Raw genomic sequence first — 20,429 nt, forward strand, 5'->3', positions numbered from 1 at the left:
TGTTGAAATTGGAAAAACGTATCGTTTGTTTAGCTGGTGATGGTGTTGGCCCGGAAGTTATGGAAAGTGCGAAGGAAGTATTGCATATGGTAGAGAGGTTATATGGGCATCATTTTCATTTGCAAGATGAGTATTTTGGCGGGAGTGCTATCGATTTAAATGGGCAACCATTACCGCAACGAACGCTTGCCGCTTGTTTAGCAAGTGATGCGGTTTTACTTGGAGCGGTTGGTGGACCAAGGTGGGATAGCGCGAAAGAAAGACCGGAGAAAGGATTATTAGCTCTAAGAAAAGGACTTGGAGTATTTGCAAATGTTCGCCCTGTAACGGTAGAAAGCGCAACGGCACATTTATCGCCATTAAAAAACGCTGATGAAATTGATTTCGTTGTCGTTCGTGAATTAACAGGCGGAATTTATTTTTCTTATCCGAAAGAACGAACGGACGAAGTAGCAACAGATACACTTACGTATCATCGCCATGAAATTGAACGGATCGTTTCTTATGCCTTTCAATTAGCGAGTAAGCGGAAGAAGAAAGTAACATCTATTGATAAGGCGAATGTTTTAGAATCTAGTAAACTATGGAGAACTGTTACGGACGAAGTAGCACTTCGTTATCCAGACGTTGAACTAGAACATATTTTAGTAGATGCAGCTGCGATGGAGTTAATTCGGAATCCAGGACGGTTTGATGTAATTGTAACGGAAAATTTATTTGGGGATATTTTGAGTGACGAGGCTTCCGTATTAGCGGGATCATTAGGAATGCTTCCATCAGCAAGTCACGCGGAAAAGGGGCCTTCATTATACGAGCCTATTCACGGGTCAGCACCGGACATTGCCGGGAAAAATAAGGCGAATCCAATTGCAATGATGCGCTCTGTTGCAATGATGCTTGGGCAATCGTTCGGATTAACGAGAGAAGGGTGTGCAATTGAAGAAGCAATTTCAGCAGTTCTTAAATTAGGAAAATGTACAGCAGATATCGGAGGAGATGAGACGACAACTTCATTTACGAAGGCAGTTATACAAGAGATGGAAGAGCAAGCGTTAGTAGGGAGAGGGAGATAATGGGAAAAAGGCTGCTAGATAAACTTTGGGAAAGACACGTAGTTACGACAAACGAAAATGGATTAGATTTATTATATATCGATCTTCATCTTGTTCATGAAGTAACGTCACCGCAAGCCTTTGAAGGCTTGCGGCTTACAAATCGAACGGTTCGCAGATCTGATTTAACATTCGCAACGATGGATCATAATATTCCAACGAAAGATGTTTGGGATATTACCGATCGCATTGCGAAGCAGCAACTGGATACACTCCGGGAAAATTGTAAACAATTTCAGGTGCCGTTAGCGGATATCGGGGATGAAGAGCAAGGGATTGTTCATGTTATTGGACCAGAACTTGGACTTACACAACCAGGAAAAACAATTGTTTGTGGTGATAGTCATACAGCAACGCATGGTGCGTTTGGCGCACTAGCATTTGGCATTGGTACGAGTGAAGTGGAGCATGTATTGGCAACGCAAACGTTATGGCAACGAAAGCCGAAAGCGATGGGTATTGAGTTAAAAGGAAAATTACAGAAAGGTGTTTACGCAAAAGATATTATTTTGCATTTCCTTTCAAAGTACGGTGTAGCAGTTGGAACTGGATATGTAATGGAATTTTACGGAGATACGATTGAGGCTATGGAGATAGAAGAGAGAATGACGCTTTGTAATATGGCAATTGAAGGAGGAGCAAAGGCTGGTATTATAGCACCAGATGAAAAAACATTCGCTTATGTAAAAGGACGTAAATATGCACCGAAAGACTTTGAAACATTCGAGAAGAAATGGTCTGAACTTTATACAGATTCAGATGCAATTTATGATTTGCATATTTCGATAGATGTGACGGATTTAGCACCGTACGTTACATGGGGAACAAACCCGAGTATGGGTGTTCGTATTGATGAAAAATTGCCAGAAAAGCAGGATGAAAATGACGAAAGAGCATTTTCTTATATGGGATTAAGCCCTGGGCAAAGCACGTATGACATTCCTGTTCAGCATGTTTTCATTGGATCTTGTACAAATTCCAGGCTTTCTGATTTAGAAATTGCTGCATCTGTTGTGAAAGGGAGAAAGGTAAAAGAAGGTGTGCGAGCGCTCGTTGTGCCTGGATCGAAAAGAGTAAGAGAAGCTGCGATGCAAAAAGGGCTACATCACATATTTGAAGAATCTGGATTTGAATGGAGAGAACCTGGATGTTCAATGTGTCTTGGAATGAATCCAGATCAAGTACCTGAAGGAGAACATTGTGCTTCGACTTCAAATCGTAATTTTGAAGGAAGACAAGGAAAAGGGGCACGAACACATTTAGTTAGCCCAGCAATGGCGGCAGCAGCTGCGTTATACGGTCATTTTGTTGATACTAGAAAGGAGAGTTATGATGGAGCCATTTCGTATTCATAAAGGTACTGCTGCAGTACTGATGAATAATAACATTGATACAGATCAAATTATTCCGAAGCAATACTTAAAGAGAATTGAAAGGACGGGATTTGGAAAATATTTATTCGATGAATGGCGTTATGATAATAACCGCCATGAAAACCCTAATTTTCCGCTTAATGCACAAAATAGAAAAGGAGCAAGTATATTAATTACAGGTGATAATTTTGGTTGTGGTTCTTCAAGAGAACATGCTCCGTGGGCGCTTGCTGATTATGGTTTTCGCGTTATTATCGCCGGCGGGTTTGCAGATATTTTTTATATGAATTGTATGAAAAATGGTATGTTACCAATTGTAATGGATAAAGAAATGCGAGAACAACTTGCCAAAACGGATGCGAGAGAACAAATAGAAGTAGATTTAGAGAATGAGGTAATTAAAACGAGTACGCACAGATTTTATTTTACAATCGAGAAAATGTGGAAAGAGAAATTATTAAATGGTCTAGACGAAATTAGTATTACGATGAAATATGAACAAGAAATTGTAGAATATGAAAGGAAAGTAGCTTTATATTAAGAAATAACGGAATGTTCAAAAAGTATTTACATTCAGAATGAAGTATTATATACTATGTAAAAATCAGAGGGGAAAGGGAGTAAGTATTATGAATATCATGCAATCTATTAAAATGCTTACACAACTACATCATCATACATAAAGCCCTTGAACCTAACGTGAAAACGTGTAGGCACAAGGGTTATTCCCGTTGTACCTACACTCTACTAAAGAGCCTTGTAGGTATTTTGTCTACAAGGCTCTTTTTATTTTCGGTTTAGGTGAATGAAATGGGCATACATTAGAAAGGGAAAGGTGTGAGAATTTAGATGACAAAATGGAAACGGGCAAACCCAAATGGAACGAGAGACTATTTATTCGAAGAATGTACGTTAATTGAAGAAGTGGAGCAAAAATTAAGACGTACTTTTTTAGGGCGAGGTTATGAGGAAATAAGGACACCTACAATTGAATTTTATGATGTTTTTGCCTTTCAAAATAGACCGATAGATGAAGAAAAGATGTATAAATTTTTTGATGAAAAGGGACGGATTATCGTGTTACGTCCAGATATGACAATTCCTTTAGCGAGAGTGATGGGAACGCAGAGGTGGGATACGCCGCTTAAACTGACGTATGGCGGGAATGTATTTCGGGCGAATGAGTCCCTTACTGGAAAATATAATGAAATTGTACAAAGTGGTATTGAAATTATAGGTATTGATAATGTAAGAGCTGAAATTGAATGCGTCATAAGCGTCATTCAATCACTTCAAAAGGTGAAGGTACAATCTTTTACAATAGAGATTGGGCAAGTGCAATTATATAAATGTATTGTAAAAAAACTCTCCATTCATGAGGAAGAAGAGAGAGTACTTAGGACATACATTGAAAGTAAAAATTATGCGGCTCTATCAAATTTTATTAGAGAAAAGAAATTAGATCGATGTGATGAAACAGTAAGATTACTTGAGAAGTTACCAAGGCTATTTGGGAACTTAGAAGTGATTGAGGAAGCAGAAAAACTCGCCTCAAGTAATGAAATGAAAATGGCGATTGCAAGAGTGAAAGAAATATATGAAGCAATTGAAAAACTAGGCTATGGATCTTACATATCAATTGATTTAGGTATGATCCAACATTTAGATTACTATACGGGAGTTATTTTCAAAGGGTATATATATGAAATAGGAGAAGAAATTGTTAGTGGCGGAAGATATGATGAGTTAATTGGAAATTTTGGAGAGATGCTGCCGGCTGTTGGACTCGCGGTGCAAGTCAATCAAATTGTGAAGGCGCTGCAAGAGCAACAAGAACCATATGAACGAAAGGGAATAGATATTATTATTCATTATGAGTTAAATAGATTAGCAGAAGCGGAAAGATTACGAAATTTACTTCAAAAGGACGGGAAAAAAGTAGAGCTATCCTTATTCTCTAATGTAAACGACACCTTTCAATTTGCAAGAAAAAATCAAATAGTAACGGTCGTTGAGGCAAAGAACGAATCATTAGTGGAATATGTATGGAAAGAGAAATGGGTAGTCCAGAAAGAAGGAGAAACTTCATGCGTAACATTCAAATTGCGTTAACGAAAGGAAGATTAGAAAAACATGTGATTCCGCTCTTTGAGCAGATTGGAATTGATTGTTCGGAGCTCAAAAATAAAGGACGAAAGCTTGTCTTTCAAAGTAAAAATACAGATATCTCATTTATTTTAGTGAAAGCAGTAGATGTTGCTACTTATGTAGAACATGGAGTAGCTGATATTGGGGTCGTTGGAAAAGATATTTTAATGGAAAACGAGAAAGATATTTATGAAATGTTAGATTTAGGAGTAGGTGTGTGTAAGTTTTGTGTTGCTTCTATTCCTACTTATAATCCGAAGAGCTACCGGAAGAAACGTATTGCGACGAAATATCCACATATTACTTCTAACTATTTTCATGATAAAGGAGAGGATGTAGAAATTATTAAAATAGAAGGTTCTGTAGAAATCGCTCCTATTCTTGGATTGGCAGATGCAATTGTTGATATTGTGGAAACAGGAAAAACATTACAAGAAAATGGGCTCATTGTATTTGAGGAAATGTGTTCTATATCTGCTCGAATGATTGTAAATAAGGCTGCATTAAAAACTAAAAAAGACGAAATATTCAGTATTGTAAATATGATGGAGCAAGAAATTTTGTCAGGAAAATAGGGGGACTTGTAATGGAGATAGTTTGTGAAGATTTTCAAAAGGCGTTATCGAAAATAAAATTGCTACGAGAAAACGCTAATATAATAGAAGAAACTGTTCAAAAAAGTGTAAGTGAAATCGTTCGAAATGTAAGAGAGAGTAGGGATGAGGCCCTATCTTTTTATACAAACAAGTTTGATGGTGTGGAGATGAAAGAGTTTCGTGTAAGTGAAGAAGAAATAAAACAAGCGGGTATATTTGTAGAAAATTCATTTTTAGAAGCGTTACAAGAGGCGAAGAAAAACATTATTTCTTATCACGAAAAGCAAAAAAGGCAATCCATATTCGATTGCGCGAGTAAAGGCATCATTAGAGGGCAAATCATTCGGCCGTTAGAAAATGTAGGGGTATATGTGCCAGGCGGAACTGCTTCGTATCCTTCATCAGTATTAATGAATGTATTGCCAGCAAAACTCGCTGGTGTAAAAAAGATTGTAATGGTAACACCACCAAGGCAAGGGGGAATTGATCCACATATTTTAGTTGCTGCAAGCCTTGCAGGAGTAGATGAAATTTATACGATAGGTGGTGCGCAAGCAATTGCTGCTTTAGCATATGGGACGGAATCGATTCCAAAAGTGGATAAAATAGTTGGACCAGGAAATTTGTACGTCGCTCTGGCGAAACGAGAAGTATACGGAATAGTAAATATCGATATGATTGCTGGACCATCAGAAATTGTAGTTATTGCTGATGAAACCGGTAATGCAAAATATATCGGTGCTGATTTATTATCACAAGCAGAACATGACGAGAGAGCAACAGCAATTTGTATTACAACGAATATAGAGTTAGCAAAAGAAGTAGAAAGACAGATAGAAAGACAGTTAGAAACATTACCAAGAAGCGAAATTGCACGTGAATCGATAAATAGAAATGGAGCTATCTTTATCGTTCCTTCTTTAGATGAGGCGCTACAATTATCGAATGAAATCGCTCCAGAACATTTAGAGTTACATATAAAAGAACCGATGAATGCTCTAGCATATGTGAAACATGCAGGATCTATTTTTCTTGGACCATATGCACCGGAACCGCTCGGTGATTATTTAGCAGGACCGAATCATGTGTTACCGACAAGTGGAACGGCAAGGTTTTTCTCACCGTTATCAGTCGATGATTTCGTGAAAAAATCAAGCTTTCTGTCTTATACGGAGGAAGCGTTAAGAGATGTACAACATCATATTGTAGAACTTGCCAATAAAGAAGGGTTACATGCGCATGCGAGAGCAATTCAAATAAGATTTGAGGAGGAAGAATAATGCGTGAGTTTAGTCAAATACGTGAGACGACAGAAACAAAAATAAAATTAAGTTTGCAGCTTGATGAAGGCAAGAACGTTTCTGTACAAACGGGAGTTGGATTTTTTGATCATATGCTAACTTTATTTGCAAGGCATGGAAGATTCGGTTTACAAGTGGAGGCGGAAGGCGATGTATTCGTTGATGCGCATCATACAGTTGAAGATGTTGGAATTGTACTCGGAAATTGTTTGAAAGAAGCATTGCAAAATAAAGAGGGGATTAACCGTTATGGCTCCGCATATGTACCGATGGATGAATCTTTAGGTTTTGTCGCAATTGATATTAGCGGGCGCTCATATATTGTATTTCAAGGAGAATTAACGAATCCGAAGCTAGGGGATTTTGATACAGAACTAACAGAAGAGTTTTTTAGAGCAGTTGCTCATGCTGCCAATATTACATTACATGCTCGCATTTTATACGGAAGCAATACACATCACAAAGTTGAAGCTTTATTTAAAGCGTTTGGTAGAGCTCTTAGAGAAGCAGTCGGAAGAAATGCCAACATTACTGGTGTAAATTCAACGAAAGGGATGTTGTAATTGATTGCTATTATAGATTATGGAATGGGAAATATTCGTAGTGTAGAACAAGCATTAAAATATATTGGAGCAGAGTACATCGTAACGAGTGATAAAGAAGAGGTTTTTAGAAGTGATGGAGTAATTTTACCAGGAGTAGGTACATTTCCGAAAGCGATGGATGTATTGGAAGAAAAAGATTTAGTGCGTGTGTTAAAAGAAGTTGGGAGTTCAGGAAAACCGCTGCTGGGCATTTGCTTAGGAATGCAGCTTTTATTTAAAAAAAGTGAGGAACTACAAGACTGTAACGGATTAAGTTTATTGCCAGGTGTTATTCGAAAGTTAAAAGTTTCTTATAAAATTCCACATATGGGATGGAATGAGTTAAAGAAAGAGGGGGAAATAGCGCTTTGGAATGGAGTAGAGGACGGTTCTTTCGTATATTATGTCCACTCTTATTACGCAGATTGTCCAAATGAAATTGTATATGGAATAAGTGAATATGGGGTGAAAGTACCTGGTTTTGTAGCAAAAGGAAATATATACGGCGCACAGTTTCATCCTGAAAAAAGTGGTGACATTGGGATGCAAATGTTAAAAAATTTCAAAGGGGTGGTAGAAGCATGGAAATCTTCCCAGCTATCGATGTAAAAGAGGGTCGATGCGTTAGACTTTATCAAGGAGAGTTTAGTAAAGAAACAGTAATGAATGAAGATCCGGTTGCGCAAGCGATTATATTCGAAAAATTTGGAGCGAAAATACTACACATTGTTGATTTAGATGGTGCAATTGCTGGGGAGTCAGTAAATTTACCCGTCATTGAAAGAATTTGCAAGGCAGTACGTATTCCTGTGCAAGTTGGAGGAGGAATTCGATCACTTGTAGCGGTAGAGAAGTTATTGTCAGTAGGTGTAGATAAAGTGATTTTAGGAACAGCTGCTCTTTATGATAAGGCATTTTTAGAAGAAGCCGTTCTTCTATATAAAGAGAAAATCATTGTTGGAATTGATGCGAAAAATGGTTTCGTAGCAACGAGAGGCTGGCTTGATGTGTCTGAAATTTCTTACATTGATTTAGCAAAGCAAATGGAGAATGTAGGTGTTCAAACGATTGTGTTTACAGACATTTCGAAAGATGGGACACTTGCAGGACCGAATTTAGAGCAATTGGAGTTACTACAAAAAAGCGTGAGCATTCGTCTTATTGCTTCTGGAGGAGTGGCATCTATTCAAGATGTGAAAAAATTAAATGATATGAATATATACGGCGTCATAATTGGTAAGGCTCTTTATGAGAAAACGATTGATTTAGAAGAAGTGTTAGAGGTAACAAAGTTATGTTAGCGAAACGCATTATTCCATGTCTAGATGTGAAAGAAGGGCGAGTCGTAAAGGGTGTAAATTTTATAGGGTTACAAGACGTCGGTGATCCTGTTGAAATAGCTGCTTTATATAATGATGCGGGAGCAGATGAAATTGTATTTTTAGATATTACTGCAACGCATGAAGGACGAAAAACAATTATCGATGTTGTAGAAAAAACAGCTTCGAAAGTATTTATTCCTCTTACAGTTGGCGGGGGGATTTCAAGTGTTAAAGATATGTACAATTTACTAAGAGCGGGAGCGGATAAAGTTTCAATCAACTCAGCGGCAGTGCGAAATCCAAAGCTAATCGAAGAAGGGGCAGAATACTTTGGCTCACAATGTATTGTCGTAGCAATTGATGCTAGAAAAGTAGCAGAAGATAAGTGGAATGTATATGTGAACGGCGGAAGAGTTGATACGGGTATGGATGCAATCGGGTGGGCAAAACGCGTTGCCGAGCTAGGGGCAGGCGAAATTTTGTTAACGAGTATGGATGCAGATGGAACGAAAAACGGGTATGATCTTCGTTTAACAGAAGAAATTTCAAAAAGCGTTTCCGTACCAGTCATCGCGTCAGGCGGATGTGGTCATGCTGATCACATTATAGAAGTTTTTCAAAAGACAACAGTTGATGCAGCACTTGCGGCATCCATCTTTCATTATGGTGAGGCGACAGTGCAGGACGTAAAGAAAAAATTAAGAAATGCAAATGTTGAGGTGCGGTTATGAAACCTAACTTTTCAAAAGGATTATTACCAGCAGTTGTAATTGAAGAAGGGACAAAAGAAGTTTTAATGCTAGCTTATATGAATGAAGGAGCATATGAAAAAACGCTAGAAACGAAAAGAACATGGTTTTATTCTCGTTCAAGACAATCGTTATGGAATAAAGGAGAAACATCAGGAAATGTCCAATATGTGCAATCTCTTTATTTAGATTGTGATCAAGATGCAATTGTTATTGTCGTAAAGCAAGTGGGACCTGCTTGTCATACAGGAGAGAAAACATGTTTTCACTACCAAATTATATAAGGGGGATACATATGGAAAATGCCTTTAAATTACTATTTGAAACAATTGAAGAACGAAAGGGAAATCCACTTCCTGAATCGTATACAAATTATTTATTTTCAAAAGGAGAAGATAAGATTTTAAAGAAAATTGGTGAAGAATGCACGGAAGTAATTATCGCATCTAAAAATAATGACAAAGAAGAATTAGTGAAAGAAATGGTTGATGTATTGTATCACTGCTTTGTTTTATTAGCTGAAAAAAATATATCATTAGAAGATGTTATGGAGGAAGTGACAGAAAGAAATGGGAAGCTTTCGCGAGTAGGGGACAGAAGTGAAATAGATACGTTATAAGGGGGAAATGTAGATGAAGGTGGATTATCACATTCATTTAGAAGAAGGGCCATATTCAATAGGATGGCTAGCTAAAATAAATGAAGTGTTACAACATTATGAACCACTTAAAGAAGAAAAACATTCTATGGAATGGCTTGTGAAAACACAAGAACGCCTGCAAAGACGTGTGAAAGAAGGGCCATTTACAACGAAATGGATTGATTTATATTTAGAAGAAGCTTTGCGAAAAGGTATAAAAGAAGTTGGTATTGTCGATCATTTATACCGTTTTTATGAAGCGAAAGAATACTATGAAAGATATGTCGATATAAGTGATTCAGGGCTTGGTCGTTTACAGAAGGGATGGTTAGACCAAGTAAGGGTAACGTCACTGCATGATTTTACAAAGGCAATTGAAGAGGCGAAAGAACGATGGAGTAAACGAGGCGTGACGCTAAAACTTGGAATTGAAGCGGATTATTTTATTGGTGGTGAACAAGAATTACAATCTTTACTCGCATTAGGAGATTTTGATTATGTAATTGGTTCTGTTCATTTTTTAAATGGATGGGGATTTGATAATCCAGATACGAAAGAATATTTTAAGGAACATGACTTATATGCTTTATATGATACGTTTTTCAAAACGGTTAAGTGTGCAGTTCGCTCTAATTTATTTGATATTATAGCTCATCTTGATAACATAAAAGTATTTAATTATCGGTTAGATGAAAATGAACAACTTTCTTATTATAAGGAAATTGCGCGTGCGTTAGTAGAAACAAATACGGCAACGGAAATAAATGCGGGATTGTACTATCGCTATCCTGTGCGCGAAATGTGTCCGAGTCCGCTATATTTACAAGTACTAGCTAAGCATGGCGTTCCGGTTACTCTCTCCTCAGATGCTCATTATCCGAATGATTTAGGAAAATATGTGGCAGAGAATATAAAGACGTTACGTAATCATGATATTTCTCACGTAGCTACATTTACGAAACGAGTAAGAACGATGAGATTACTGGAAGAAGAAGTAACAATTTCAAAATGATCACGATTTTTTGATGAAAACCACCCTTTTTGTTCAAAATAAGAAAGAATAAAAAGGAGGGTAAGAAATGGCGAAACAACAAAATAAACAAAATGTACAAGATGCACAGCAACAAGCTTATACTTCTGAAACGAATGCTACATCTCAATCAGTTATTGAGGAACAAATTAGCGATACAGTTGCAGAAGGAACGATTGATGTAAAGCTTGGACAAGAATCGCAAGAGAAAGCGTAAGAAAAGGGGAGAGATGAATCTCCTCTTTTCTTATGGGTAAAAAATGTCGATTTTCAAAACTATGATCAAATTCCTTGGTTTTTATAGGTGGATTTCTTACAATGAAAGATAAGAGATATCTTATTTTTTATAGAAGAGGTGTTAGTAGTGGCAAAAATATTAGTAGCAGGGAAAATTCCAGCAATCGGATTAGAACTATTAAAGGATCATGATGTAGAAATGTACGATAAAGATGCGTTAATTTCTTTAGATGAATTAACAGATCGTGTAAAAGATAAAGATGCATTGTTAAGTCTACTTTCTACAAAGGTGACAAAAGAAGTTATTGATGCGGCACCTAATTTGAAGATTGTTGCAAACTACGGTGCTGGTTACGATAATATTGATTACTCGTATGCTGGAGAAAAAGGGATTGCGGTAACGAATACACCGAAAGTATCAACTGAAGCGACAGCAGAATTAACATTTGCACTTCTTTTAGCAGCTGCACGTAGAATTCCTGAAGGCGATACATTATGTCGTACAACTGGATTTAATGGATGGGCGCCATTATTTTTCTTAGGCCGTGAAGTACATGGTAAAACAATTGGAATTATTGGCCTTGGAGAAATCGGAAAGGCAGTTGCAAAGCGTGCGAAAGCGTTTGGAATGAATGTTTTATATACAGGTCCAAATCGAAAGCCTGAAGCTGAAAGTGAACTGGAAGCAACATATGTAACATTGGAAGAATTATTACAAACAGCAGACTTTATTACAATTAACTGTGCTTATAATCCGAAATTGCATCATATGATTGATGATGAACAGTTTAAAATGATGAAGAAAACAGCGTATATTGTAAATGCTTCACGTGGACCAATTATGAATGAAGCGGCACTTGCTCATGCATTAAAAACGAATGAAATTGAAGGAGCAGCTCTTGACGTGTTTGAATTTGAACCGAAAATTACAGAAGAGATAAAAGGATTAAAGAATGTAGTACTTGCTCCTCACGTAGGAAATGCAACATTCGAAACTCGTGATGCGATGGCTGAAATGGCAGTAAGAAATATTTTAGCCGTATTAAACGGTGAAGAGCCTGTAACACCTGTAAATCAAAAAGTAGTAGTTACAAAATAAAAAGAAACCTTCCGGAATCGGAAGGTTTCTTATTTTTCTTTATTTGCTCTTTTAGATGGTCTTTGTCTAAGAAATTGAGATAGCATATACAAAATATATAGTGGAATAGCAATGAATAAGAAAACAGAAAAATTACCGAACCCTGTTTGGTACATTGTGATAATGATTCCGACTAGAAATAGTGTAATAATGATGCTATATCGTGGAATTGGTACATCTTTTAAACTTGGGATACGAATGCGGCTCACCATTAAAAATGCGAACGTTACAAATACTGTAATAAGAACGATTTTTGGAATGGTATGTGAAAATAATGTTAAGAAAGCAACAAGCCCTCCCGCTGCTGTAATCGGTACCCCAGTGAAATATTTCATTGAAGTAGAAGATGGTGTTACATTAAATCGTGCTAAACGGTATGCTCCGAAAAGAGGGAATAGTCCCGCTATGTATAGTCCGATGATTCCGTAATTGGAGAAAGATGTGTAATACATGAGAACAGCAGGTGCTGCACCAAATGTTACGACATCCGCCAGCGAGTCAAGCTCTTTTCCCATTTGTGAATCAACACGTAATAAACGAGCAACACGCCCATCAAGACTATCTAACATCATCCCGATAAGTACTAAAATAGCAGCTGATTTATAATATCCTAAAGATGCATAGCCGATTGACAAGAATCCACTATATAAATTTCCGAGCGTAAATAAGTTTGGAATAGCTGCTCTATACAAAATCTGATCCCTTGCTTTCTGTAATAAATTCTTAATTAGTTTATGAAATTTTACTTATTTTATCATACCATAAATTTCTTCCTCATACGAAAAAAATTCCCAATTTGTGAAAGATTTCATAGCGGAATGATTTAAAAAATAAGTAAAAAAAGAAGCAACTTTTATAAAAGTTGCTTCTGGCGCTATTCAAATTTCGTTGTCATTGTTCCGGTTTTATAACGATTGTTAGGGTCGAAACGTAATAAGTCTCCATAAATGAGTTTGTCGGAGAGTTTCAATTCAGTTTTTGCTTTTTCAATATTTGGTTGACATAATGAAATGTCCGCTTCTTCACCTGTATTTCGTTTATAGCACATGTTTTTTGTATAAACATAGTTTTCCGAAACGAAGCTACCATCACGCATTACCATAAGTGGATCTTCTTCTTTAATAAATAGGTCAGTTCCAAATTCAACTGATTGATTTGTTTTAATACCAAGTAAATGAAGTAGCGTCGGTTTAATATCAATTTGACCAGATACTTTAGAAATGACTTTTCCTTCTTGACCAGGTACATGAATAATGAGAGGGACGCGTTGTAATTGCATAGAATCAAACGGTGTAATAGCGTCTTTCCCAAGGAACTGAGCCATAGCTGCATTATGGTTTTCAGAAATACCGTAATGATCTCCATAAATGACAATAACGGAATTATCATACAGTCCTTCTTCTTTTAATTGTTTAATAAATAGTTTAAGAGCTTCATCCGTGTAACGAACGGTTGGGAAGTAGCGGTTTACAACACCACTTTCCGAATTAAACTCATCAACATATTGATCTTCTGGATTTAGAAGAAATGGAAAATGATTTGTTAAAGTAATAAATTTTGTATAGAACGGTTGTGGTAAAGATTTTAGCTTTGGAATTGATTGTTCAAAGAATCCTTTATCTTTTAATCCCCAACCGACAGACATTTGTTCTGTGCCTACGTAATCATTTAAATTAAAGTAACGATCATATCCAAGTGCAGGATACATTACATCACGATTCCAAAACGTTTTATCGTTTGAATGGAAGACAGCAGAAGAATATCCGTATTTTTTTAATTGTTCTGGTGTAGCTGTATATTCATTTGTTGCGTGAGTAAAGAATACAGAACCGCGGTCTAGCGGATAAAGTGAATTTTCAACGATAAATTCAGCATCAGAAGTTTTACCTTGTCCCGTTTGATGATAGAAGTTATCGAAATAAAAACTATCTTTAATAAATTCATTTAAAAATGGAGTGATTTCTTTTCCATTTATTTTTTTATTAATAACAAAACTTTGTGTAGATTCCATTGAAATCAAAATTACATTTTTACCTTTTGCAGCTCCAAATAAGTTTTTATCAACTTGCTTATCTTTTGAGTCTGTATAGTTTTTAATTTCAGAGAACCCGTCACCACTTGCAAATACACGTTCAGCCGAAGATTTAGATTGAAGTGTAATATCAAATAGATGATATGTGTATAAACCTAAATTTTTCACGACAGTTTGACGATCAAATGAGCGTGAGAACATTTGTGGCTTATAAATAACTGAAACGACAATTTGTAATGCTAATAGAGCTGTTACACCGCTAAAGAAAGTTCGCTTCTCAGAGCGAGAAAGTGGCGTCTTGTCGCAAAATGCTGGGAATTTACGTGAAAGAAACATTAAAATAATTGCATCTGCAAATAAAAGTAATGTTTTGTACGTAAAGAGTTCTTTTATACTTGTCCCTAAATCAGCCATATTATTTGTTTGAAATAAAACTGGGAACGTAACGAAATCGTTATAAAACCCATAAAACATTGCATTTCCAAATAAAATAAAGGACAGTATAAAACTGATTCCAATTATAATGCGGTTTCGGTGTTTAGATGCAAGTAAAGCAAAACCGAAAAATAAAAGTAACGCAGCTAGTGGATTAATAAAAAGCATAAACTCTTCAAAGAAATTATCAATTTTAATATCAAATGCTAGCTTGTACACAATATATGTTTTTATCCATAATAAAACGACTGCAACGAGTGCAAATCGCAGTTTTGGAAACAGACGTTGTAGCATAATATACTCCTCTCCTAAAAAGCATGACAGTTCTTGTGAGCCGGTTTGGTTAGCGCCTCATTTTATATATACGAACAGTCCTTTGTTATTATGTTTATTATACTATGAGTATCATTATACGAAAATAAAAGAGAGTTGTGGGCTTTTTTATAATAATTGAGTAGAAAAAGGGCAGTGGGAGACAATAAAACGGAGTTTCTATGTATGATAATTATCGTGCGCAGAAAGAATCGTGTAATAATACGGAGGTTATAATGCGAAAATTATTATATTTTATAGTATGCAGTAGTGTTATACTTTTTGCTTCACCGAGTGTGTCGGTAGCCCAATATGATGCACCTCTTATGGAAGATGCCCTTTATTCTGTTTTATTTCCGAAAATAAATAAAGCAATTGAAAAACAATATGGGAGCTTGAAGCCTTATCAATGTCCTAAAATTATTAGTTTAAAAAAAGTGTATAGCGGTACATATTTATTTCAAGCAAGTATTGAAGTAACGAAGTATGAACGAGTTGCTGGGAAAATTGCTCCACCATTTGAGAAGGTAACGATTACATTTAATAATGAAGAAGGCGAATGGGAAGTGTCAAAGATTTCAGTAAAGCGCTTACCAAATGATACGAAATTAAACTGTAAAAAAACAATATAAAAAATTGTTTGACAAATAAAATGGTCCTTTGGTATTGTTAATAGCAACAATTAGATGTTTGAAAATTAAATAGACTTACCTCATCTACTCTCAAAGGTAGAGGCCGCGATAGGAAAGAGTAAGCTATGGGAGATTTAATGGAATCTGTGATCATAGGTTGAAAGGGACTATTGCCGAAATATAAGAATAACCATCTTATTCATATATTGGGACTACATTGAATAAATGTAGTACTGTCATAATATTTCTTTTATGGAGAGCTATTTGGAGATGTTGATGCGGTTTCTTATTTTGAGGAGATAACAACTCGTTTATTTTTTCAATATATATTTTTCCTAATAAGAAACGCGTGTGAACATTGTTCCGCGCGTTTTTTGTCTATCTAAAAGCGTGCTGCAATGAATAGAAGATTGGGGTTATGAGTTTTAGAGGAAATAAGGGAGGAATTCAAATGTATTTACACGGCACAAGCCGAATCAATGGGCAAGGACACTTAGAAATTGGAGGGTGCGATACGACGCAGCTAGCAAAACAATACGGAACACCACTTTATGTATACGATGAAGAGTCAATTCGAGGAAAGTGCCGCGCGTTTCATCGTGCGTTTAAAGAAAGTGGTTTCTCTTATCAAGTAGCATATGCAAGCAAGGCGTTCTTGTGCATGGAGATGTGCCGAATGGCTCGTGAAGAGAATATGTCATTAGATGTTGTTTCTGGAGGAGAATTATATACTGCGCTGCAAGCAGGATTTCCGGCATCACGCATTCATTTTCACGGAAATAATAAAACAGAAGAAGAAATTGTGATGGCTCTTCAGGCGAATATTGGTTGTTTTGTCGTAGATAATTTCTTGGAATTAGAAATTTTGCATGATTTAGCAGTGCAACATGGGAAATTTGTGAACATATTAATTCGTGTAACGCCCGGAGTAGAAGCGCACACACATGAATATATTACAACAGGCCAAGATGATTCGAAATTTGGATTTGGCGTGTCAAATGGTCAAGCGATGCAAGTGATTGAGATTGCTTTACAAAAATCAAATTATAACGTGTTAGGGATTCATTCACATATCGGATCACAAATATTTGAAACGGCCGGCTTTGTGCGAGCGATTGAAGTTCTTCGTCAATTTTTAGAACAAGTGAGAGAGCGAACAAACTATGTAGTAAAAGTGCTAAATGTAGGCGGAGGATTCGGAATACGCTACACAGAGTCAGATACACCATTAACTCTTGAGACATATGTGCGAGCTGTAACAAGTGCGGTGAGGGAACAATTTACGGTATGTAATTATCCATTGCCAGAAATATGGGTTGAACCAGGCCGTAGTATTGTAGGGGATGCTGGAACGACAATTTATACAGTCGGATCTGTGAAAGACATTCCTGGTATTCGGAAATATGTATCAGTGGATGGTGGGATGACTGATAATTTAAGACCTGCTTTATATAACGCTCGTTATGAAGCGATGTTAGCGAATCGAGGGAATGATGAGAATGAGGAACTTGTTTCGATTGCTGGGAAGTGCTGTGAGAGTGGAGATATGTTAATTTGGGATATTACTCTACCGAAAGTTGCTTCAGCCGATTTACTAGCAATTTCTTGTACAGGGGCATACGGGTACTCGATGGCGAATAATTATAATCGGATTCGTAGACCAGCTGTCGTCTTCGCGAAGGGCGGCACATCACAAATTGTTGTAGAGCGTGAAACATATGAAAATATTATTGGGAACGATCGCATACGTATTAAAGAACTTGTTTAAATGAGGAAAAAGGAGTTGTTCGGATGGGCAATTCCTTTTTTATAAAATAAAATAATTAAAATATATCGGAAAACTAGGATTGAAAAAAATCAGAATTGTGATAAAATACAAATACAAAGCTTATCAAGAGAAGCGGAGGGAACTGGCCCGACGAAGCTCGGCAACCTGCTTATAGAAAGCAAGGTGCTAAATCCAGCAAAATGGAATCCATTTTGAAAGATAAGGTAAAATATATTACCGAACAGTCTTTTCGAAATGGGAAAGATTTTTTTTATGAATAAAAAGGGGGGCTGTTCGCGTGAGTGTACGGGAACATTTTGAGGAAGTATCTGAGAAAATTCAAGCGATGCTTGCTGATATGAAATATGGTTCAATTACAATTGTTGTGCAAGATGGGAAAGTCATTCAATTAGAGAAAAGTGAAAAGGTACGTTTAAAGTAAAAAGCGCTGACTAGAAAAACTAGAGGCGGTTTTAACCTATTATATTAGGTTAAAACCGTCTTTTTGCTTTTACAGGGGGAAAGAACATGTTGACGTATGAAACGTGGGAAGAAAATAATGTTTCATTTTCAGAAGAAGATGAAACGAAAGGCGCGCTATCAGTATTAAGTTGGGCTTATAAAGAATATAAAAGTGAAATTGTATACGCATGTAGCTTCGGAGTGGAAGGGATGGTATTGCTGCATCTTATAAACCAAGTAAATCCATCTGCTAAAGTTGTATTTTTAGATACGAATGTTCATTTTCAAGAAACGTATGAATTAATTCAAAAAGTGCGGAAACGATTTCCTTCATTGAATATTATAGAAAAACAGCCGGAACTTACGCTTGATGAACAAGCGAAGTTGCATGGTGAGAAATTATGGGAAAGTAATCCGAACCTTTGTTGTAAAATTAGAAAAATTTTACCGTTAGAAAAATCATTAGCAGCGGAAAAAGCGTGGATATCGGGCTTAAGGAGGGAACAATCAGAAACGCGTAAGCATACAAAGTTTATAAATCAAGATCATCGCTTTCAATCTATTAAAGTTTGTCCACTTATTCATTGGACGTGGAAAGAAGTTTGGCGATATGTATACAAACATAGCTTGCCGTATAACCCGCTGCATGATGTTGGATATCCAAGTATTGGGTGTGAGAAATGTACGTTACCTGTAGGTGAGGGTGGCGATTCGAGAGATGGTAGGTGGTCTGGGAAAGCGAAAACAGAATGTGGTCTTCATTACCAATAAGATGAATTTGAAAATAAAGCTAAGAGAGGAAATAGAAAATGAGTACAAGAAACGAATTAATAAATCGTATAGACGAGACGTACGACTTATCACAAATCGAAAAAGAAATTGAACTAGACAACATTGCTTTAAGTGATTTAGAGCTATTAGCGACAGGGGCATATAGCCCACTTACTGGTTTTTTAGGAAAGAAAGATTATGATTCGGTCGTAGAAACACTTCGCTTAGCAAACGGGAGCGTATGGAGTATACCGATTACATTACCAGTAACAGAAGAAGTAGCAGAGAGTCTGAAAGCTGGAGAGGAAGTAAAACTTGTTAATGCTGAAAATGTATATGGTGTCATTCAAATAGAAGATATTTTTGTACCTGACAAGGAAAAAGAAGCGTTACTTGTGTATAAAACGACGGATGAGGCTCATCCAGGAGTGAAAAAATTATATGAACGACCGAACGTTTATGTCGGGGGAGCCATTATTCTTACAAAACGCTTTGAAAATAATCCGTTTCCTTCTTATCATTTAGATCCAATTGAAACGAGAGAAGAATTTAAAAAACGTGGTTGGAAAACAGTGGTTGGATTTCAAACGAGAAATCCGGTACATCGTGCCCATGAATACATTCAAAAATCTGCCCTTGAAATTGTAGATGGTCTCTTTTTAAATCCACTCGTTGGGGAAACGAAGTCGGACGATATTCCTGCTGATGTAAGGATGGAAAGCTATGAAGTATTACTTCAAAACTATTATCCGAAAGATCGTGTCTTTTTAGGTGTATTTCCTGCAGCAATGCGTTACGCAGGACCGAGGGAAGCGATATTCCATGCATTAGTCAGAAAGAATTTTGGATGCACCCACTTTATCGTAGGGCGCGATCATGCAGGAGTAGGAGATTATTACGGGACTTATGAAGCACAAGAAATTTTTACAAACTTTACAGTGGAAGAGTTAGGGATTACACCGTTATTTTTTGAACATAGCTTTTACTGCACGAAATGTGAAGCGATGGCTTCGACGAAAACATGCCCACACGGAAAAGAGGAGCATGTCATTTTATCAGGTACGAAAGTAAGAGAACTATTAAGAAACGGTGAGGTTCCGCCGAGTACATTTAGTCGTAAAGAAGTAGTGGAAGTGCTAATTAAAGGTTTGAAAAAAGAAGTAGTAACAGAATAGGGAGAGAATGACATGGATACGAATATTACTTGGCATACAGCATCTGTTTCAAAAGATGAGAGAAGAGTAAGAAATGGGCATCATAGTTTTGTAGTTTGGTTTACTGGTCTATCAGCTTCAGGTAAATCTACGGTGGCGAACGCGGTTGCTCGTAAACTATTTGAAAAGAATATTGGAAACTATGTACTAGATGGAGATAATGTACGCCACGGTTTAAATAAAGACTTAGGTTTTTCTGAAAGTGATCGTATGGAAAATATAAGACGGATTGGTGAGGTGGCGAAGCTATTTGTAGATCAAGGTACTGTTGTTCTTACAGCGTTTATTTCACCGTTTCGAGTAGACCGAAAACAAGTTAGAGATCTATTAGCGGCAGATGAGTTTATAGAAGTGTTTGTAAAATGTCCAATTGAAGAGTGTGAAAAACGTGATCCAAAAGGGTTATACAAAAAGGCAAGACAGGGTGATATTAAAGAGTTTACTGGTGTTGATTCACCGTATGAGGAGCCAGAGAAAGCAGAGTTAATTGTAGAAACGCACAAGTATTCTATTGAAGAATGTGCAGAACAAATCGTGAAGTACTTACAAGAGCGTAGTTTTATATAGGGGGAT

General features: G+C 36.7%; 23 protein-coding genes and 2 riboswitches. Of the genes, 21 read left to right on the forward strand and 2 right to left on the reverse strand.

What is annotated here, in order from left to right; translation table 11 throughout:
• The first annotated feature begins 8 nt into the window (after nucleotides 1-8).
• The 15 genes from leuB to QCI41_RS25745 all read left to right on the forward strand — a co-directional run bounded on the left by leuB (nucleotide 9) and on the right by QCI41_RS25745 (nucleotide 12,191).
• A complete protein-coding gene (leuB, locus tag QCI41_RS25675; RefSeq protein ID WP_000415372.1) occupies nucleotides 9-1,073 on the forward strand; it encodes a 3-isopropylmalate dehydrogenase in 1,065 nt (354 codons plus the stop codon).
• Entirely contained in the window at nucleotides 1,073-2,467 is a 1,395-nt protein-coding gene (leuC, locus tag QCI41_RS25680; protein WP_353836332.1) for a 3-isopropylmalate dehydratase large subunit, read from the forward strand. Before leuB ends, leuC begins: the two co-directional genes overlap by 1 nt.
• Nucleotides 2,445-3,026 carry a 3-isopropylmalate dehydratase small subunit gene (gene leuD / locus QCI41_RS25685; protein ID WP_088083046.1) on the forward strand — a complete coding sequence of 194 codons (582 nt, stop codon included), beginning with the start codon at nucleotides 2,445-2,447 and terminating at the stop codon, nucleotides 3,024-3,026. The genes leuC and leuD overlap by 23 nt, the downstream gene beginning before the upstream one ends.
• Nucleotides 3,027-3,334: 308 nt before the next feature.
• Nucleotides 3,335-4,597 carry an ATP phosphoribosyltransferase regulatory subunit gene (hisZ, locus tag QCI41_RS25690; protein WP_088062633.1) on the forward strand — a complete coding sequence of 421 codons (1,263 nt, stop codon included), beginning with the start codon at nucleotides 3,335-3,337 and terminating at the stop codon, nucleotides 4,595-4,597.
• Nucleotides 4,573-5,208, forward strand: coding sequence for an ATP phosphoribosyltransferase (hisG, locus tag QCI41_RS25695; protein WP_001244476.1), 636 nt, complete (start codon nucleotides 4,573-4,575; stop codon nucleotides 5,206-5,208). Before hisZ ends, hisG begins: the two co-directional genes overlap by 25 nt.
• 11 nt (nucleotides 5,209-5,219) lie before the next feature.
• Nucleotides 5,220-6,509, forward strand: coding sequence for a histidinol dehydrogenase (hisD, locus tag QCI41_RS25700; RefSeq protein WP_353836331.1), 1,290 nt, complete (start codon nucleotides 5,220-5,222; stop codon nucleotides 6,507-6,509).
• Nucleotides 6,509-7,093, forward strand: coding sequence for an imidazoleglycerol-phosphate dehydratase HisB (hisB, locus tag QCI41_RS25705; protein WP_353836330.1), 585 nt, complete (start codon nucleotides 6,509-6,511; stop codon nucleotides 7,091-7,093). Before hisD ends, hisB begins: the two co-directional genes overlap by 1 nt.
• Entirely contained in the window at nucleotides 7,094-7,723 is a 630-nt protein-coding gene (hisH, locus tag QCI41_RS25710; protein WP_137035294.1) for an imidazole glycerol phosphate synthase subunit HisH, read from the forward strand. It abuts the gene before it with no gap.
• Entirely contained in the window at nucleotides 7,696-8,415 is a 720-nt protein-coding gene (gene hisA, locus QCI41_RS25715; RefSeq protein WP_060489521.1) for a 1-(5-phosphoribosyl)-5-[(5-phosphoribosylamino)methylideneamino]imidazole-4-carboxamide isomerase, read from the forward strand. The genes hisH and hisA overlap by 28 nt, the downstream gene beginning before the upstream one ends.
• Nucleotides 8,409-9,167, forward strand: a complete 759-nt coding sequence (gene hisF / locus QCI41_RS25720; protein ID WP_060489522.1) for an imidazoleglycerol phosphate synthase cyclase subunit — start codon at nucleotides 8,409-8,411, stop codon at nucleotides 9,165-9,167. Before hisA ends, hisF begins: the two co-directional genes overlap by 7 nt.
• The gene (gene hisI / locus QCI41_RS25725) at nucleotides 9,164-9,469 is read left to right on the forward strand and encodes a phosphoribosyl-AMP cyclohydrolase (RefSeq protein ID WP_000803981.1); all 306 of its coding nucleotides are present in this window, start codon (nucleotides 9,164-9,166) and stop codon (nucleotides 9,467-9,469) included. Before hisF ends, hisI (QCI41_RS25725) begins: the two co-directional genes overlap by 4 nt.
• Nucleotides 9,470-9,480: 11 nt before the next feature.
• Complete coding sequence (gene hisI / locus QCI41_RS25730) at nucleotides 9,481-9,804, forward strand: phosphoribosyl-ATP pyrophosphatase (protein ID WP_000426349.1); 324 nt, start codon at nucleotides 9,481-9,483, stop codon at nucleotides 9,802-9,804.
• Between the two features lie 13 nt (nucleotides 9,805-9,817).
• On the forward strand, nucleotides 9,818-10,837 hold the full coding sequence (locus QCI41_RS25735; protein ID WP_353836329.1) for a histidinol phosphate phosphatase domain-containing protein: 1,020 nt from the start codon (nucleotides 9,818-9,820) through the stop codon (nucleotides 10,835-10,837).
• A 67-nt stretch (nucleotides 10,838-10,904) separates the two neighbouring features.
• Nucleotides 10,905-11,072 (forward strand): DUF4025 domain-containing protein, encoded by a 168-nt coding sequence (locus tag QCI41_RS25740; protein WP_060489524.1) that lies wholly within the window; start codon nucleotides 10,905-10,907, stop codon nucleotides 11,070-11,072.
• A gap of 147 nt (nucleotides 11,073-11,219) precedes the next feature.
• The gene (locus QCI41_RS25745) at nucleotides 11,220-12,191 is read left to right on the forward strand and encodes an NAD(P)-dependent oxidoreductase (protein ID WP_353836328.1); all 972 of its coding nucleotides are present in this window, start codon (nucleotides 11,220-11,222) and stop codon (nucleotides 12,189-12,191) included.
• Nucleotides 12,192-12,220: 29 nt separating this feature from the next.
• On the opposite strand, the gene pssA is transcribed toward QCI41_RS25745, so the two are convergent.
• Both pssA and QCI41_RS25755 read right to left on the reverse strand, forming a co-directional pair.
• Complete coding sequence (pssA, locus tag QCI41_RS25750) at nucleotides 12,221-12,922, reverse strand: CDP-diacylglycerol--serine O-phosphatidyltransferase (RefSeq protein WP_000285422.1); 702 nt, start codon at nucleotides 12,920-12,922, stop codon at nucleotides 12,221-12,223.
• 182 nt (nucleotides 12,923-13,104) lie between these two features.
• Nucleotides 13,105-14,991 (reverse strand): LTA synthase family protein, encoded by a 1,887-nt coding sequence (locus tag QCI41_RS25755; RefSeq protein WP_137012661.1) that lies wholly within the window; start codon nucleotides 14,989-14,991, stop codon nucleotides 13,105-13,107.
• Between the two features lie 254 nt (nucleotides 14,992-15,245).
• Here QCI41_RS25755 and QCI41_RS25760 point away from each other — a divergent pair, with 254 nt between their 5' ends.
• The 6 genes from QCI41_RS25760 to cysC all read left to right on the forward strand — a co-directional run bounded on the left by QCI41_RS25760 (nucleotide 15,246) and on the right by cysC (nucleotide 20,423).
• Nucleotides 15,246-15,641: a DUF3888 domain-containing protein gene (locus QCI41_RS25760; RefSeq protein WP_001228833.1), complete on the forward strand. Its 396-nt coding sequence runs from the start codon at nucleotides 15,246-15,248 to the stop codon at nucleotides 15,639-15,641.
• An 89-nt stretch (nucleotides 15,642-15,730) separates the two neighbouring features.
• A riboswitch (Lysine riboswitch) is annotated at nucleotides 15,731-15,912 on the forward strand.
• A 180-nt stretch (nucleotides 15,913-16,092) separates the two neighbouring features.
• Nucleotides 16,093-17,409, forward strand: a complete 1,317-nt coding sequence (gene lysA, locus QCI41_RS25765) for a diaminopimelate decarboxylase (RefSeq protein WP_353836327.1) — start codon at nucleotides 16,093-16,095, stop codon at nucleotides 17,407-17,409.
• Nucleotides 17,410-17,526: 117 nt separating this feature from the next.
• Nucleotides 17,527-17,635: riboswitch (SAM riboswitch) on the forward strand.
• A 72-nt stretch (nucleotides 17,636-17,707) separates the two neighbouring features.
• Nucleotides 17,708-17,851: a YezD family protein gene (locus QCI41_RS25770; RefSeq protein ID WP_000116163.1), complete on the forward strand. Its 144-nt coding sequence runs from the start codon at nucleotides 17,708-17,710 to the stop codon at nucleotides 17,849-17,851.
• A gap of 86 nt (nucleotides 17,852-17,937) precedes the next feature.
• Nucleotides 17,938-18,642 carry a phosphoadenylyl-sulfate reductase gene (locus QCI41_RS25775; protein WP_353836326.1) on the forward strand — a complete coding sequence of 235 codons (705 nt, stop codon included), beginning with the start codon at nucleotides 17,938-17,940 and terminating at the stop codon, nucleotides 18,640-18,642.
• 38 nt (nucleotides 18,643-18,680) lie between these two features.
• Nucleotides 18,681-19,817, forward strand: a complete 1,137-nt coding sequence (gene sat / locus QCI41_RS25780) for a sulfate adenylyltransferase (protein ID WP_353836325.1) — start codon at nucleotides 18,681-18,683, stop codon at nucleotides 19,815-19,817.
• A gap of 12 nt (nucleotides 19,818-19,829) precedes the next feature.
• Nucleotides 19,830-20,423, forward strand: a complete 594-nt coding sequence (cysC, locus tag QCI41_RS25785) for an adenylyl-sulfate kinase (RefSeq protein ID WP_048561381.1) — start codon at nucleotides 19,830-19,832, stop codon at nucleotides 20,421-20,423.
• Nucleotides 20,424-20,429 lie beyond the last annotated feature (6 nt).

Origin of the sequence: Bacillus cereus group sp. MG4 (genome assembly GCF_040460055.1) — a bacterium.
GTDB classification, from domain to species: Bacteria; Bacillota; Bacilli; order Bacillales; family Bacillaceae_G; genus Bacillus_A; species Bacillus_A wiedmannii.